This window comes from Pseudoalteromonas sp. 4NS20-0020 (assembly GCF_057554385.1).
Window position 1 is genome coordinate 181,055 of sequence record NZ_BAAJMI010000004.1, and the last position, 16,233, is coordinate 197,287.

A 16,233-nucleotide genomic window follows, 5' to 3' on the forward strand; every position below is an offset into this window, starting at 1 on the left:
ACTACTTTTAACTACTACATAACTACAAAAGGCGCTATTTTGGAATTTTTAGATGTTTTAGAATTAATAACCGATCAATATAAACTCATCGTGACCGTTATTGCCTTGTTACTTTTTCCAGTGCTATTAAAGCTAACTAAAAAGTTACTTGAGCAAGCCATTAAAGGTAAAGTAGATTTGCACCGTAAATACCGCGCAGAGTTACTGCTTAAAATTATTCTCGCCTTTGTAATGTTGTGTTTAGTCTTAGTATTTTGGGGTATTGAACTACGAGGGCTACTGGTTCTGGGCTCGTCACTCTTTGCAATGTTAGGTGTCGCGCTATTTGCAGCATGGTCATTATTAAGTAACCTGACCGCGTTTTTATTAATGTTTATTCAGAACGACTGCCGTGTTGGCTTTTGGGTACGCATTGTTGATGGCGCAAACCATATTGAAGGGCGAATTGTCGAAATGGGCTTAATGAATGTTGTACTTGAACATATTGATGGGCACCGCGTCATTTACCCTAATAATTTATTTGTTACGCGCCCTGTACTCGTTTTAAACGCAGAGCCTAAACCATCAAAAACGCCGGTAATTAAGCGGATTATAGGCCCTAAAAAATCATAAATTTTGCATAAAAAAAGCCGTTTAAATAACTAAAACGGCTTTTTAATAGCTACTAAAGGGTTAGTTATTTAACTCTGCAGTTTTTAGTTCTTCATCCAAATCATTTATTTCATCAATAAATGTTTCTAATTGCTGCTCAACCAAGCTATTAGCATGAGCAAAATAAGCAATATGAAAAACTGCATCACCTTCATTAACCAATGGCATAGTTTGCTGACCAATTACAATACCACTTCGTGGTGCTAGTAACTCAAGTTCAGAGTCACCAAGCGGGCTACTTATAAACGCCAGTATTTGCCCTTTTGTAACGCGCTCACCCAGCGATACTTGAGCACGCACAATGCCATCTACTTCAGCTCGCACCCAGCTTGTAGAGCTTGCAATGACAGGCTCTGGTAGTTTTTTAGGGCGTTTGCCGCGCATCATTTTTAAATGGCGCATTACATAGTCAACCCCTTGCACGCCGGCGGCTATTGCAATTGGGTCAAAACGCAGTGCTTCACCCGCTTCGTAAGTAATAACCGGTATGCCTAAATTAGCCGCTTCACTTCTTAATGAACCATTACGCAATGACGCATCTATTACTGCTGGTGTGCCAAAGGCTTTGGCCATCTGCGCCGTAGCCTCATCCGCCAAATTTGCACGTATTTGTGGCAAGTTTGTTCGGTGTATAGCCCCCGTATGTAAGTCAATAATATGCGTGCAATGCACTGCAACTTGATTGAAAAACATATACGCCATACGACCCGCTAGCGACCCTCTTTCAGAACCTGGAAAACTGCGGTTCATATCGCGACGGTCGGGTAAATAGCGCGATTTATGAATAAAACCAAACACATTCACAATTGGCACAGCGATAAGCGTGCCACGTAGCTGGTTTGGATCTATTTTAGCAAGTAATTGGCGAACAACTTCTACCCCATTTAATTCATCACCATGAATAGCGGCACATACCATCAGTACAGGGCCTTCCATTACGCCATTAACAACCTCTATTGGTATGTTAAGAGGTGAGTGGGTATAAAGCTTTGCAGCTTCTAAAGCTAACGTTTTGCGTTCACCAACACCAATGCTTTCACCTAATAAAGTGAAAGGACGGTTAATTTTAACCTTTGCCACGAGTTGCGGTTCCTTTGATTGAGGCATTTTTTTCGATGAAATCAATCACCATGCCAGCAATGTCTTTACCTGTTGCTATTTCTATACCTTCAAGACCTGGTGATGAGTTAACCTCCATCACTAAAGGCCCACGAGATGAGCGAAGTAAATCTACACCCGCTACATTTAAGCCCATTGCTTTTGCTGCAGCAACTGCTGTTTTACGCTCTTCAGGGGTAATACGTACTAACGTTGCGCTACCACCACGATGAAGGTTTGAACGGAACTCGCCTTCTTGCGCTTGGCGCTTCATTGCTGCAATTACTTTATCACCTAATACAAAACAGCGAATATCCGCACCACCCGCTTCTTTAATATATTCCTGAACCATAATGTTAGCTTTTAAGCCCATGAAAGCTTCGATTACGCTTTCAGCCGCTTTGCGCGTTTCAGCGAGTACAACACCAATACCTTGTGTGCCCTCTAGTAATTTAATCACAACCGGTGCACCGCCAACCATTTCGAGTAAATCTTTCACGTCATCAGGCTTGCTCGCAAACCCGGTTACAGGCATGCCTACACCCTTGCGTGACAATAACTGCAATGAGCGTAATTTATCGCGCGAACGAGAAATAGCCACAGATTCGTTTACAGGGTATACCCCCATCATTTCAAATTGGCGTAAAACGGCACAGCCATAAAATGTTACCGATGCGCCAATACGCGGCACAATTGCATCAAAATCTTTCAGATTTTCACCACGATAGTGAATTTCCGGCTGTTCAGAGTTTATATTCATGTAAGAGCGAAGTGCGTCTATTACTTTCACTTCGTGCCCACGAGCCTCTGCAGCCTCGATTAAACGACGTGTTGAATATAACTTTCTGTTACGAGATAAAATACCGATTTTCATAGTTAAAACCTTAACTAAATTTTACAGCATTAGTGCTTAATGGCTGCTTTTTTGCAGCATAAGCCCAATACTTTTTATAGTAAATGAGATAATGCCGTGTCAACAACGACACGATTCTCCATGGCTGTTCGACCTAGCAACATTCTAAACTTCATGGTTGCGCGGCTTGTGAGGGTGACTTCAATAGGCCAGCTATGTTCACCCGCGTGTAATGTTGTTTCTATAAAATAACGCAATTGCTTTTCACCACTGGAGCTGGTTACGTATTTCATTTTTTTCACTTTAGCATTACAAGTAATTTGAGTTTCTTCGTCATCTTGTAATGGTTGAGCTATAAATTTAACCCACTTTTCGCCATCAACTTCGTATTCTTCAATGTTAATAGCATGAATACATGAAGTACGCGCACCAGTGTCAACTTTAGCCTTGATCCGCTCAATACCAAGCTCAGGTAAACTTAACCACTCACGCCAACCTATTGTTATTTTTGTCGTCATAAATGTGCCCTTTGTAAAAAAGAGGTTTATACGCTATAGAAATAAAAAGACCAACAAAATAAATTTATCTTACTGATGAATCAATTTGATTGATCTTTAATGCCTATTAGTCTCACAATGCACGTCTTGCTGCAATATAATTAAACAGCATTTAAACTAGACCAATAATTTAAAAAGTGCCTTAACTTATTAAAAGTAAATATGTTTTGGTCAGTTAGATACACTATAGTTTATAGTATTAAAATTACACTATTATGAGACATTATTATGATTAACGGTTTGCTTCACGCCCTAGTGCTTGATGAAAAAGGCGGTGCTCGCGCTATACAAAGCAGCGAAGATCTTCACAACTGGCAACCTGAGCAAGGTAAATTATGGGTCCATATGGATTACAGCCAAACCGACGTAGTCAACTGGCTCAAACACTGTGAGCTTTTAACCGATTATGAGCTAGAGTCATTTACGGCGGATGAAACACGCCCACGTATCACGCAGTCTGCAAATGGACACATGCTGTTTTTGCGCGGTGTAAACTTAAACCCAGCGCAAAGCCCCGAGGACATGGTGTCGGTACGTTTATTTATTAACGAAAATATAGTCATCACTTCTCGTAAGCGTCGCCTTTTATCTATTGACGATGTACTTAACTCGTTAAAAGACAATAAAGGCCCGTGCTCTATATCAGAGCTTGTGTGTGCTATTACACAAAAGCTGACTTCACGTATGCAAAGTGTTATTAACTCTTTAGATGAAACACTTGATGGCTTTGAAGAAGAAATAGACGAGCCAAGTAAGCGTTTTGACAACCAAGCGCTATCGCAGTTACGCCGCCAAACTATTGCGCTTAAGCGTTATTTAAAGCCTCAAAAAGAGGCGCTCACTACAATGGTAAACGGTCATTATGAGTGGCTTTTAGATGACGATAAGGCAAAGCTAAACGAAACCACTAACTTACTTATCCGCTACCTTGAAGAATTAGACAGCTCAATAGAGCGTGCACAAATTATTCAACAAACAGTTACTAACCATGTTTCTGAGCAGTTAAACCAACGTATGTATGTGATGTCGGTAGTGGCTGCCTTGTTTTTACCGCTAGGCTTTTTAACAGGCTTGCTTGGGGTAAACGTTGGGGGAATTCCAGGCACAGACAACCCTTACGCATTTACGCTATTTATTGTGTTTTTAGTGATACTTACTGGTGGTATTGGTGTGTATTTTAAAAATAAAAAGTGGCTCTAATAATATTAAGTGATCTATCTGGAGGCTAAAAAATCATGTCGATGACAGGGCAAATATTTTGTTATTCTAAATACCTAAGTTTAAACCAGTGCCTCCCTGGTTTAGCCCTTCAAGTTTATTAAGTATTGATATAAACCTGATATAGCCATCAATTAAAAACTAAAAAGGCGCGCATTGTTAAATGCTCGCCTTTTTTAATTTTTATACTTGAATAGCTAATTACTCTTGAAAGTAAGTGCCCCAACCGTCGTACTCAACGTCGCATTCAACAGCAAGTGCTGCTAGTTTATCAACGTCTTCCATAATGACGTCTACGTCTAGCTCAGCTTCTACTACTATGTCGAAGCTCCAAATTTTGCTGCCGTCTTCAAGCTCAAGCTCTGCTGGCTCTTCAACATCGTAGCCTAATTTAAAAGCAGCCAATGCGGCTTGCTCTAGTTTAGGGAAGTCTTCACACACAAAGTGGTGCTCTACTTCATAAAGTATTTCAGGATCTGATCCATCTTCAAGTAGTGAACTTACGATGTCTTCACTTATTTCGCGCCAGTTTTCCATTATTTCTCTCTCACTTGAGCATCTAATTCGTTTATTTTAGCAGCCATAACAGTATGTACGTTTTGAGCGTGCTCTCGCGCACTTATACTTTTATCAAGTGATATAGGCGCTAACATTTCGATGTAAATTGTACCATTATCCCAACGATTTAGCTTAATGGTTTTATGCGTTGTATTCATACACACGGGAACCACTGGCACGTCCGCACTCATCGCGGTATGAAAAGCACCTGTTTTAAAAGGTAATAAACCGCGCCCATAGCTTCGTGTACCTTCTGCAAATACCCATATAGATAGCCCATTTTTCTTAATTTTTTCAGCTGCTTTTGAAATAGTACCAGCCGCTTTTGAACGATTTGCTCTATCTATTAAAATATTGCCTGACAGCCAATAAAGTTGACCAAAAAATGGGATCCACTTTAGGCTCTTTTTACCAAGACTTACACAGTTTTTTGGTACCATTGCTGGTACTGTAAATAAATCATAGCTATTTTGATGATTTGCAACGTACACTGCAGGGCCAATATTTTCGGCATCTTGATGGCGTGTCAGCACTAATTTAACACCGATCATTTTGGCCATAGAACCAAACCAGCCTGCAATTATGTGAACATTATTTGGGTGAAAAGGCCTGACTAATGAAAGTAACAAACCAAAAATACAACTCAATAATATAAACATAAACATAATAAAAACACGTATTACAGCTAACAAACTCGTTCTCCAATTCAATTGTGTGCGGTGCGCATGTCATTACGCACTATGACACTATTATAGCGTTATTTTGTGACACAGACGAGACAATAGCGAACAACTGTACGCTGAAATAGAGTCAATGCTAAAATTAATTGCTTAACACATAACAATAAAATGGTAAAAATTGGGCTCTACAAACAAAAACGGCCTGCAATTGCAGGCCGTAATACGTGAGCTCAGAGCTTATTATTCATCAGCTGTACTTTCAACAGGCTCTTCATCTTGAGGCGTTAGCTCAACAACGGCTTCATCAACACGTTGCAAGCCTCGCGGTAACTTGTTACCTCGACGACCTCGTTCACCATGGTAATGCTCTAAATCTGTTGGTTTAAGGGTTAGCTTGCGTTTACCGGCATGCAATGTAACGCTACTTCCTAGAGGGACAACAGCCAGTACTTTCACAAACTCTTCACGAGCCTGTACCTTCGCACCAGGGATAGAAATAATTTTATTACCCTTACCTTTACCTAGTTTAGGTAAATCGCGTAATGGGAATAAAAGCATGCGTCCTTCATTAGAAATAGCCATACAGTAATCGCTAGCTACATCGCTCACTCTAATTGGTTTGAGTAAAATACCGCCTTTAGGCACACTCACTAACGCTTTACCGTTTTTGTTTTTACTCACAAGGTCTTTAAAATCAGTGATAAAACCGTAACCCGCGTCCGATGCCATAAGTAATACTTGGCTATCTTCAGCCATAACAACGTGCTCAAAATTTGCACCTGTTGTTAAGTTAAAACGCCCAGTCATTGGCTCGCCTTGGCTACGTGCCGACGGTAAACTATGTGCATCAGTTGCAAATGCACGCCCTGCTGAATCTAGAAATACAGCGGGCTGATTACTCTTACCGCGAGCTGAAGCTCTGTAGGCATCGCCTGAGCGGTAACTTAATCCTTGCGCATCCAAGTCATGACCTTTACCAACACGTGCCCACCCTTTGTCTGAAAGAACAACAGTCACTGATTCCGATGGAATTAAATCTTTTTCGTTAAGGGCTTTAGCTTCGCTTCGTTCAATAACTGGTGAACGACGATCGTCGCCATACATTTCTGCCGCTTCTTGAATTTCTTTTTTAAGCAACGTTGACATACGGCGGTCTGAACCAAGTGTGAGTTCTAATTTATCACGTTCTTTAGCAAGCTCGTCTTGCTCACCACGAATTTTAAACTCTTCAAGTTTAGCTAAATGGCGGAGTTTTAACTCTAAAATAGCTTCTGCTTGTATATCGGTTAAATCAAAGCGCTGCATTAAAATAGGCTTTGGCTTATCTTCGCTACGAATAATTTCAATCACTTCATCAATATTTAAGAATGCTGCTAATAAGCCTTCTAAAATATGTAATCGCGCCAGTACTTTATCTAAACGATACTGCAAACGACGACGAACAGTCTCGCGCCTAAATATAAGCCACTCACTTAAAATACTGCGTAAATCTTTAACCTGCGGACGACCATCTAGCCCCAGCATATTTAAGTTTACGCGGTAGTTTTTTTCTAAATCGGTGGTTGCAAACAAGTGAGCCATTAATGGCTCTGCTTTAATACGATTAGAGCGCGGTATAATCACTATACGTGTTGGGTTTTCGTGATCTGACTCGTCACGTAAATCAGCAATCATAGGCAGTTTTTTTGCGTTCATTTGCGCTGCAATTTGCTCAAGCACCTTACCGCCTGAACATTGATGCGGAAGCGCGGTGATCACAATATCGCCCTGCTCTTCACTATACACCGCACGCATTTTAATTGAGCCTCGGCCGGTTTTGTATATTTTATGAATATCGGCTTTTGGGGTAATTATTTCGGCATCGGTTGGGTAGTCAGGTGCGTGTACTAACTCTAATAATTCATCAAGCTCTGTCTTTGGTTTGTCGAGTAATAAACAACATGCACTGGCTACTTCTCTCACGTTATGAGGCGGAATATCAGTTGCCATACCAACAGCAATACCGGTAATGCCATTAAGTAAAATATGCGGTAAGCGTGAGGGCAATACAACCGGTTCATCTAGTGTACCATCAAAGTTTGGTGTCCAATCTACCGTGCCTTGGCCAAGCTCTTTAAGCAGTACTTCAGAAAACTTAGATAAACGCGCTTCAGTATAACGCATTGCAGCAAATGATTTAGGATCATCAGCAGCACCCCAGTTTCCTTGGCCGTCGACAAGTGGATAGCGATACGAAAACGGTTGCGCCATAAGTACCATGGCTTCGTAACAAGCACTATCGCCATGAGGGTGATATTTACCAAGTACGTCACCCACGGTACGGGCTGACTTTTTGTATTTAGCCGCGGCCGATAAACCTAATTCGCTCATCGCGTAAATAATACGACGCTGCACTGGTTTTAAGCCATCACCAACATGTGGCAAAGCACGATCCATGATCACGTACATGGAATAGTTTAAATAGGCGTCTTCAGTAAAGCGCCCCATTGTTTGTTGCTCTATTCCTTGCATTAGCAAGGTATCTGTATCACTCATTAAAGCTTACCTAGTTTTTCTTATAGCTTACGCGGTAGATTACATTGGCGTAATCGTCACTTACTAACAGACTGCCGTCACCTAACTCTGCAAATGCAACTGGGCGTCCAAATGTTGTTTCGTCTTTCATAAAGCCGGTAATAAACGGCGTGTATTTAGTCACACGGCCTTGTTCTATTGTGGCTATAGCTACTTTGTAGCCTGCTTTTTTACTACGATTCCATGAGCCATGTTCAGCAACAAATAACTGTTCTTTGTAGCTTGCTGGAAATTGTTTTGCGTTGTAAAAATGAATACCTAATGGTGCCACATGGGCAGGCAATGCGAGCGCAGGAGACGTGTAATCAGCAATATTTTTTCCTTTACCAAATTCAGGATCACTAATCGCACCGGCATGAATATAAGGGAATCCAAAGTGCTCCCCTTCTTTACTTACGCGATTTATTTCATCTGGTGGAATATCATCGCCCATCATGTCGCGACCATTATCGCTAAACCACAAAGCCTGAGTGCTTGGGTGAAAATCAAAACCAACGGTATTTCGAACGCCCTGCGCTATTGTTTTAATTTGCTTGGTTTCTACGTTTAGTGAAAAAATACGACCAAAGCGCTCGTCTTCGGCGCAAATATTACACGGTACACCGACAGGAATAAGCAATTCGCCTGTGGGTGTGAAGCGTAAAAACTTCCAGCCATGATGGCGCTCTGATGGCAATGCGTTGTAGATCACATCAAACTTTGGATCTTTTAATTGGGTGTCTATATTTTTAAAGCGAATAATACGATGCACTTCACCTACGTATAAATCACCATCTTTAATAGCCAGCCCTGAGGGCATATTTAAACCCTCTGCAATCACAATTTTTTTATCGGCTACGCCATCGCTATTATGATCGATAAGCGCATACACATTACCTGCTTTGCGCGAGCCTGCGTAAACAATGCCTTTTTTTGATACTGCAATTTGGCGCGCATTTTCAACGTCGTCTGCAAATAAACTAAGTTCAAAACCAGGCGCAACACTAAGCTTGTCTAGTATGTTTTTAGCCATTGCAGGCGCACTTATTAAACTCAGTAACAATACACTTGCTAGTAGTTTATTCATTTCTATCTCCTAGTGGCCAACACGCACATTATACTTGTGCCTTGTTACCATGATCTTCTAACCATTGGCGCCTGTCTGGCGAACGCTTTTTAGCAAGTAACATATCCATCATTTCCATGGTTTGAACTTCTTCATCAAGTGTTAGCTGAACTAAACGTCTTGTATTTGGATCCATGGTGGTTTCGCGAAGTTGCAGTGGGTTCATTTCACCCAATCCTTTAAATCGCTGTACGTTTACTTTACCGCGCTTTTTTTCTGCTTCAATACGGGCCAAAATACTGGTTTTTTCATCTTCATCTAGGGCGTAAAATACCTCTTTACCAATATCTATTCTGAATAGTGGTGGCATTGCTACGTATACATGACCTGTTTTTACTAACTGCGGAAAGTGTCGAACAAACAAAGCACATAACAGTGTGGCAATGTGAAGACCATCAGAGTCAGCATCGGCCAATATACAAATTTTATTGTAGCGTAGCCCGCTCATGTCGGCTGAATCAGGATCGATCCCTAAAGCCACCGAAATATCATGTACCTCTTGCGATGCTAATATTTGCCCTGACTCAACTTCCCACGTATTTAAAATTTTACCACGCAGCGGCATTATTGCTTGAAACTCACGATCTCGCGCTTGCTTAGCCGAGCCTCCAGCAGAGTCACCCTCTACTAAAAATAGTTCAGTACGGTCGTTATCTGCTGCGCTACAGTCGGTAAGTTTACCTGGTAATGCAGGGCCCGCTGTAACGCGTTTACGCACTACTTTTTTAGCGGCTTTTAAACGACTTTGTGCGTTTGATATACACAGCTCAGCTAACAACTCTGCTGTATCTGTATGTTCATTTAACCAAAGGCTAAATGCATCTTTTACAACACCCGAAACAAGTGCCGCACACGTGCGTGAAGACAGTTTTTCTTTTGTTTGGCCGGCAAACTGAGGGTCTTGCATTTTAACCGAAAGCACATAACTACAGCGCTCCCATATATCGTCTGGGGTAAGTTTTACACCACGAGGTAATAGGTTTCTAAATTCACAAAACTCGCGCATGGCTTCAAGTAAGCCTTGGCGTAAACCATTAACATGTGTACCGCCTTGCGCAGTGGGGATTAGGTTTACATAGCTTTCAGCTATCGATTCACCGCCCTCTGGCAGCCATACAACAGCCCAATCAACACCTTCTATAGCGCTTTTAAACTCACCCACAAATGGGTCTTGTGGCAGCGTTTCGAAACCTTTAACCGCTTCAATTAAATAATCTTTTAAGCCGGTTTCGTAAAACCACTCTTGCGTTTCTTTTGTTTGTTTATTAACAAATTTAATACGCAAACCAGGGCAAAGTACCGCTTTGGCTTTTAATAAATGATTAAGCTTGGTAATAGAGTAATTAGCAGAGTCAAAATAGCTGGCATCAGCCCAAAAGCGCACGGTAGTCCCGGTGTTACGTTTACCAACAGTGCCTATAACGTTTAAATCTTCAACTTTATCGCCGTTTTCAAAGGCCATTCTGTATTGCTGTGCATCACGGCGAACCGTTACTTCTACACGTGTAGATAATGCATTTACAACTGAAATACCTACCCCATGTAAACCACCTGAAAACTGATAGTTTTTGTTTGAGAATTTCCCCCCGGCATGCAGCTTAGTAAAAATAAGCTCTATACCTGGAATACCTTCCTCTGGGTGAATATCAATGGGCATACCACGACCATCATCACTGACTTCAAGCGAGTTATCTTCGTGTAGAATTACATCAATCTTAGTTGCATGGCCCGCCATAGCTTCATCGACACTGTTATCGATTACTTCTTGGCCTAAATGATTTGGGCGCACAGTATCGGTGTACATCCCGGGGCGTCTTTTTACCGGATCTAATCCATTAAGTACTTCAATGGCTTCGGCGTTATAATTTTGATCACTCATAGTTTTTATCTTTATATGCGCTAAGGCTATGCTTAACTAGTTTTACGTGATTTTAAGAAAATCTACAATACTTGCAAAGGTTTGTTCAAAGCCAAGATAGCTATGATCGCCACCAAACTCGATCCTTTGCTTACATTGCGAATAATAGTTTACTGCGTGTTGAAAATTTAACACTTCATCGCCTGTTTGCTGTAATAAATACAGTAATTCAGGGTGCTTTAGGTCATCAACAGCCAACGCTTTTAAAGCCGCTATGTGGCTGCTATTCAATTCATAATGATAATCTTGATACGGATTATAATTTAAACCAAGCAACGGTTTTAATAAAGTGTATGGCGCAACCGCGGGATTTATAACCACAGCAGGAATTTGATAACGCTGCGATAAATACGTGGCAAAAAATCCACCTAATGAGCTACCTAATAAAACAGTATCAGGTGTAAGTAATTGCTCAAGCGCTATGATGGCTTGTATGGGCTCATGGTTTAGGCACGGTACACAATAGTCAACGTCATAGTGTGCCATAAGCTCGCCAAAGCGCACAGCTTTATATGATTTATCTGAGCTATTAAAACCATGAATATAGATTACCCGTTTAGCCATACTACTTCCATATCTGTGCTTATATTATCTTTTTTCGTGCTGATACATATCAGCCTGTATGCTGGCCCATGGTCTTGCTGTATCCATTCGGGGCTGTGTTTTTTAAACTGCACTGAGCTGGCTGGGGTAGCGTAAATGGGAAGCGCTCTAAACGTTTGCATGTATTCGTTATGCACATGACCATGAAACAAGCCGAAAACGTTTTCGCTATTAACTAATATATTAAGTAATTGCGGCCCGTTTTCGAGCATGTGTTTGTCTAGGTAGCCATCAATGGGGAGTGGGTTATGGTGACAAAACATAATTTTGGAACTCGCCGAAGCAAACAGCCGTTCGGTAATTTCATTCAAATGCGTGCCTGTTACCCACCCTGCAGGCGTTGGCCCTTTAGAATTAATAAGAAGTAACTCAACGCCATTTGCCACTATATGTTTAGCGCGATTTATTTGCCCACCACTCATTCGGTTAAGCTGGGCAATATCATCATGGTTACCTGGAACCCAAAAAACAGGGCATGTTAAATCACTTTGGTTAATCAGCTCACTAAATAAAAAATAGGACTCTGCGCTATGATCTTGTGTAAGGTCGCCGCCAAATATTACAAAATCAAGGGATTGCTTAGCCATATGAGCCAGCGCCTGTTCAAAGTAATTCGCCGTATTTACGCCAAAGTACTCACCTGCTTTATTTGAGAATAAATGACAATCGGTAATATGTGCTATGTGTAGCGACGACTTATCAATGAGGTAAGGTTCATCAAACCAAGCCATTATTTACATCCCAATTCAGCGTTGCTTGTCCGTGTTCTACACAGGCTACAAGCCAGTCGTATAAAAATGCATTAAGTTGATATTTTTCATCTTTTTGGTGCATTTTTGGATTAGGGTAACCATAAGAAGGCTTAATACGCTGATGGTAATCGTGATGGATAATTTCAGCGACTTTAGCATCGTGATACAACCTCACAGTTAAATAAAGCGGTGCAATTCCCTTTACCATGCCGCTTAGCTGCTTAATAGAAATATCCATAGTGTATTTTGCACTGCCATCAACCTTAGTCGCAAACTCACTGTTCCCCAACTTCACTTCTCGGCTGCAGCCAATCGCTCGTTCAGCCGGTAACAATTTTAAAAGTCGTAAGTAGTTGTGCTCACAAAGCGTTAAATACTTTGGGAGGCTTTGGATATATCTATTTGTTGCTAATTGTACTGTCAAAATACCACCATTATACTGTGAGCCAATTTGTGGCTATGAAGAAGAGTCTGTCCACTTGTGTTTCATTTTTTCATGGTTAAGTGCAAGCCACTGCATGCAAATAACAGTTGCAGCATTATCCATTTCACCATTGTTGAGGCGAGTTAGCGCATCATCAACGCTGAGTACATGAGTTTTTATATCTTCACCTTCGGTTTCAAGGCCATACACACCAGACTCAACGTCACTTAAATCGGCGCGTGCAAGATATAAATGTAACCGCTCTGTTGTACCACCAGGGCTTGAAAGGTACGAAAGCATAAATTCAAGCTCTGTTAAATTAAGCCCAGCTTCTTCGTACGCTTCTTTCTTTACGACCGATTCATAATCGTCACTGCCGTCAGTCATTCCAGCAATACATTCTAGTAGCCAAGGTGAATGTTTGCTTTTAATAGCCCCTATACGTATTTGTTCTATTAAAAGCACAGTGTCTGATATGGGGTCGTAAGGCAACACAGCAATGGCGTCTCCACGCTCTAAAATCTCGCGACTAATAAGTTCTGATTTACCGCCCGCAAACAAGGCATGTTCAAACTGATACAAATCAACCTGAAAAAAGCCTTTATACAAATTTTTGACCGGCTTTACGCTGACATCTCTATGCGTAAACTGAACAAGTTTTTTATCTGGCACGTAAGCATCCTCTACTTATTAAAAATTTTGAAGTACGTTAATATATTCTGTTACATTTCGACGCACTGTTTTACTCTTTTTATTTTTAGTTATTACGTAAAACAGGTTACCATGGTTTTAGTATAAAAATTGTCTAAGGACCGAACAACACATGAAAAAGAACATTCTTGCGGCGCTAGTTAGTTTATCATGCGCATTAGGCACAACAGCAGCAAACGCTGAAGATTTACTACAAGTTTTTGAAATTGCAACGGCCAACGATCCTAACGTTTTAAAAGCAAAAGCCCAAGCAGACGCACAATCTTACCAAGCAGATACTGCAATGGCTGCATTATTGCCGCAAATTGGTTTAACAATGGGTTATACAAAAAGTGACTCAACCTCTTTTCAAAGTGTGACGGATTTATCAAACCAAGTTAAAGTCGAAAGCGACTCTGATCAGTTCACCCGTGGCCTTAGCTTAAGCCAAACTTTATTTGATTTGGGCGCATGGAACTCGTTAGACATTGCAGACAAACAAGCGTTGCAAGCAAATGCTCAATACGACTCGGCTAAACAAAACTTAATTGTTCGTGTTGCTGAAGGCTACTTTAACGTTTTAAGTGCGATTGATAACCTTGAATTTATTAAAACGGAAAAACGCGCCATCGAACGCCAGCTTGAACAAACTAAACAACGTTATGCTGTTGGTTTAACGGCAATTACCGATGTACACGAAGCACAAGCACAGTTCGACAACTCTGTTGCACAAGAAATTATTGCTAATAACTCAGTAGAAACAGCGCGTGAGCAACTACGAGAAATTACGGGTAAATACCACGCTAAGTTAGACTTTTTAAATACAGAGACATTTTCTACAACTAAGCCAGCTCGAGACTCTAGCGACTTTTTAAATATTGCTAAAGATAAAAATATTAGCTTGCAAGTTGCTAAAGTAACCGTAGATATAGCCCAAGATCAAATTAAACTGGCAAGAGCGGGCCACTATCCAAAGCTAACCCTAAGTGCAAGTTATGGCGACTCTTTAACAGATACAGATATAAATGGTACAAGCCTAACTAGACAACCTCGTGCAGACTCAACCTCGGTAGGCCTTAACTTTAGCCTTCCTTTATACTCTGGGGGGGCAACAGTAGCAGCTACCGATCAAGCACGTGCATTTTACGTGGCAGCAAGCCAAGATTACGAAGCCAATTACCGCGCAATTACCCGCACGGTTATCACGTCTTACAATCAAGTAGTGTCTGACATTGCAACCTATAAAGCGCTAGAGCAAGCAGTTGTTTCTGCCCAAAGTGCTTTAAAAGCAACAGAGGCAGGCTTTGAGGTCGGTACGCGTACAATTGTTGATGTACTTGTAAGCACACAAAACTTATACAATGCTAAACGTAACCTTGCTGATGTACGTTATCGTTATGTCCTGTCTACTCTGCGCTTAAAGCAAGCAGCGGGTACACTAACAAGCAAAGACCTAGTAGCTATAAACCAGGGTTTAAAAGCAGTCTAAGCAGTCACAAAACACATACAAAGCCAGCTACATGCTGGCTTTTTGTATTTTACAGCGCTTAGCGTTAAACTAGCGTTTTTAATTTTAGAGCAATTTTTGTGGTCACCTCATCTCCTTTTAAAGCATCTTTTTTAGGCCCTCGATACTGGCTAACGTGGATTGGCGTTTTTTTCTTATACCTAATTTCTTGGCTTCCGCAAAAACTTCAATTAGCCCTGGGCAAACTACTTGGCCGTTTAGTTCATAAATACATGAAACGCCGCCGACACATTGCCGAAGTAAATATTAAACGCTGCTTTCCTGATATGAGCGACGAAGATCAAAAAGCATTGGTGCTAAAAAATATGGAAAACACTGGCATTGCGATGGTTGAAACCGGAATGGCATGGTGGTGGCCGCAGTGGCGAGCGAAAAAAGCTTTAGGGTCTTTAAAAGGGCTTGAACACTTTGAACGAGTGCAACAATCTGGAAAAGGCGTACTGTTACTAGTACCTCATGTTTTACACCTTGAAATGGCAGGCCGATTAATGGGATTGGGTTGTATGGGTATTGGTTTTTACCGCCCGCACAACAACCCATTAATGGAGTACTTTACGACTAATGGCCGCCTTCGCTCTAATGAATACTTGGTCGGTAAAAAAGACGTAAAAGGCTTACTAAAAGCCTTAAAAAATAAAAAAGTGTGCTATTACCTACCCGATCAAGACTACGGCCGTAATCGCTGCGAATTCGTCCCTTTTTATGCAGTGCAAGATACCGCAACTACAACAGGTACACTGATGTTTGCTGGCAGTAAAAATTGCGAAACTATGAGTTTGATTACCCGCCGAGACGAAAATGGAAAGTACCATTTAGAAATTATTCCAGAGCTTGAAAACTTCCCAAGCGGTGATGACAAAGCCGATGTCACGCGTGTTAATCAACGCATGGAATTATCAATTAATGCCGCACCAGAGCAATACATGTGGCTACATCGCCGTTTTAAAACGCGACCAGATAAAAATACTCCTTCATTTTACAAATAGTAATGGTATAACAATAACAGGAACAAATAAGGGTGGTT

The 16,233-nt window shown here is 41.2% G+C and carries 16 protein-coding genes; 4 read left to right on the forward strand and 12 right to left on the reverse strand.

The genetic code is table 11. The annotated features are described in order from the left end of the window. The first annotated feature begins 39 nt into the window (after positions 1–39). Entirely contained in the window at positions 40–612 is a 573-nt protein-coding gene (locus AC27JL_RS11430; RefSeq protein WP_462672623.1) for a mechanosensitive ion channel domain-containing protein, read from the forward strand. Between the two features lie 60 nt (positions 613–672). Here AC27JL_RS11430 and AC27JL_RS11435 read toward each other — a convergent pair whose 3' ends face one another. The 3 genes from AC27JL_RS11435 to AC27JL_RS11445 form a co-directional block, all read right to left on the reverse strand. After that, the gene (locus AC27JL_RS11435; RefSeq protein WP_487195659.1) at positions 673–1,731 is read right to left on the reverse strand and encodes a succinylglutamate desuccinylase/aspartoacylase family protein; all 1,059 of its coding nucleotides are present in this window, start codon (positions 1,729–1,731) and stop codon (positions 673–675) included. Next, the gene (rimK, locus tag AC27JL_RS11440) at positions 1,718–2,623 is read right to left on the reverse strand and encodes a 30S ribosomal protein S6--L-glutamate ligase (RefSeq protein ID WP_006793168.1); all 906 of its coding nucleotides are present in this window, start codon (positions 2,621–2,623) and stop codon (positions 1,718–1,720) included. Before rimK ends, AC27JL_RS11435 begins: the two co-directional genes overlap by 14 nt. 74 nt (positions 2,624–2,697) lie before the next feature. Continuing rightward, a complete protein-coding gene (locus AC27JL_RS11445; protein ID WP_058552430.1) occupies positions 2,698–3,120 on the reverse strand; it encodes an ATP-dependent zinc protease family protein in 423 nt (140 codons plus the stop codon). A 267-nt stretch (positions 3,121–3,387) separates the two neighbouring features. Between AC27JL_RS11445 and AC27JL_RS11450 the strand changes: the two genes are divergently transcribed. Continuing rightward, the gene (locus AC27JL_RS11450; RefSeq protein WP_277053630.1) at positions 3,388–4,359 is read left to right on the forward strand and encodes a zinc transporter ZntB; all 972 of its coding nucleotides are present in this window, start codon (positions 3,388–3,390) and stop codon (positions 4,357–4,359) included. A 219-nt stretch (positions 4,360–4,578) separates the two neighbouring features. On the opposite strand, the gene rraB is transcribed toward AC27JL_RS11450, so the two are convergent. The 9 genes from rraB to AC27JL_RS11495 form a co-directional block, all read right to left on the reverse strand. After that, positions 4,579–4,914, reverse strand: coding sequence for a ribonuclease E inhibitor RraB (gene rraB, locus AC27JL_RS11455; protein ID WP_006793171.1), 336 nt, complete (start codon positions 4,912–4,914; stop codon positions 4,579–4,581). Then, on the reverse strand, positions 4,914–5,627 hold the full coding sequence (locus tag AC27JL_RS11460; protein WP_006793172.1) for a 1-acylglycerol-3-phosphate O-acyltransferase: 714 nt from the start codon (positions 5,625–5,627) through the stop codon (positions 4,914–4,916). Before AC27JL_RS11460 ends, rraB begins: the two co-directional genes overlap by 1 nt. A 228-nt stretch (positions 5,628–5,855) precedes the next feature. Beyond that, positions 5,856–8,150: a DNA topoisomerase IV subunit A gene (gene parC, locus AC27JL_RS11465; RefSeq protein WP_203984994.1), complete on the reverse strand. Its 2,295-nt coding sequence runs from the start codon at positions 8,148–8,150 to the stop codon at positions 5,856–5,858. 10 nt (positions 8,151–8,160) lie between these two features. Continuing rightward, the gene (locus tag AC27JL_RS11470; protein ID WP_487195660.1) at positions 8,161–9,255 is read right to left on the reverse strand and encodes a PQQ-dependent sugar dehydrogenase; all 1,095 of its coding nucleotides are present in this window, start codon (positions 9,253–9,255) and stop codon (positions 8,161–8,163) included. Positions 9,256–9,283: 28 nt separating this feature from the next. Next, positions 9,284–11,173 (reverse strand): DNA topoisomerase IV subunit B, encoded by a 1,890-nt coding sequence (gene parE, locus AC27JL_RS11475; protein WP_010556570.1) that lies wholly within the window; start codon positions 11,171–11,173, stop codon positions 9,284–9,286. Between the two features lie 42 nt (positions 11,174–11,215). Next, entirely contained in the window at positions 11,216–11,776 is a 561-nt protein-coding gene (locus AC27JL_RS11480) for a YqiA/YcfP family alpha/beta fold hydrolase (RefSeq protein ID WP_487195661.1), read from the reverse strand. Then, the gene (locus AC27JL_RS11485; RefSeq protein ID WP_487195662.1) at positions 11,761–12,546 is read right to left on the reverse strand and encodes a metallophosphoesterase; all 786 of its coding nucleotides are present in this window, start codon (positions 12,544–12,546) and stop codon (positions 11,761–11,763) included. The genes AC27JL_RS11480 and AC27JL_RS11485 overlap by 16 nt, the downstream gene beginning before the upstream one ends. Next, entirely contained in the window at positions 12,533–12,991 is a 459-nt protein-coding gene (locus AC27JL_RS11490) for a DUF1249 domain-containing protein (protein WP_008128954.1), read from the reverse strand. Before AC27JL_RS11490 ends, AC27JL_RS11485 begins: the two co-directional genes overlap by 14 nt. Before the next feature lie 33 nt (positions 12,992–13,024). Beyond that, positions 13,025–13,663, reverse strand: a complete 639-nt coding sequence (locus AC27JL_RS11495) for an NUDIX domain-containing protein (RefSeq protein WP_487195663.1) — start codon at positions 13,661–13,663, stop codon at positions 13,025–13,027. Between the two features lie 151 nt (positions 13,664–13,814). Between AC27JL_RS11495 and tolC the strand changes: the two genes are divergently transcribed. Further along, positions 13,815–15,170, forward strand: a complete 1,356-nt coding sequence (gene tolC / locus AC27JL_RS11500) for an outer membrane channel protein TolC (protein WP_487195664.1) — start codon at positions 13,815–13,817, stop codon at positions 15,168–15,170. A 98-nt stretch (positions 15,171–15,268) separates the two neighbouring features. After that, positions 15,269–16,195, forward strand: coding sequence for an LpxL/LpxP family Kdo(2)-lipid IV(A) lauroyl/palmitoleoyl acyltransferase (lpxL, locus tag AC27JL_RS11505; RefSeq protein ID WP_277053637.1), 927 nt, complete (start codon positions 15,269–15,271; stop codon positions 16,193–16,195). Positions 16,196–16,233 lie beyond the last annotated feature (38 nt).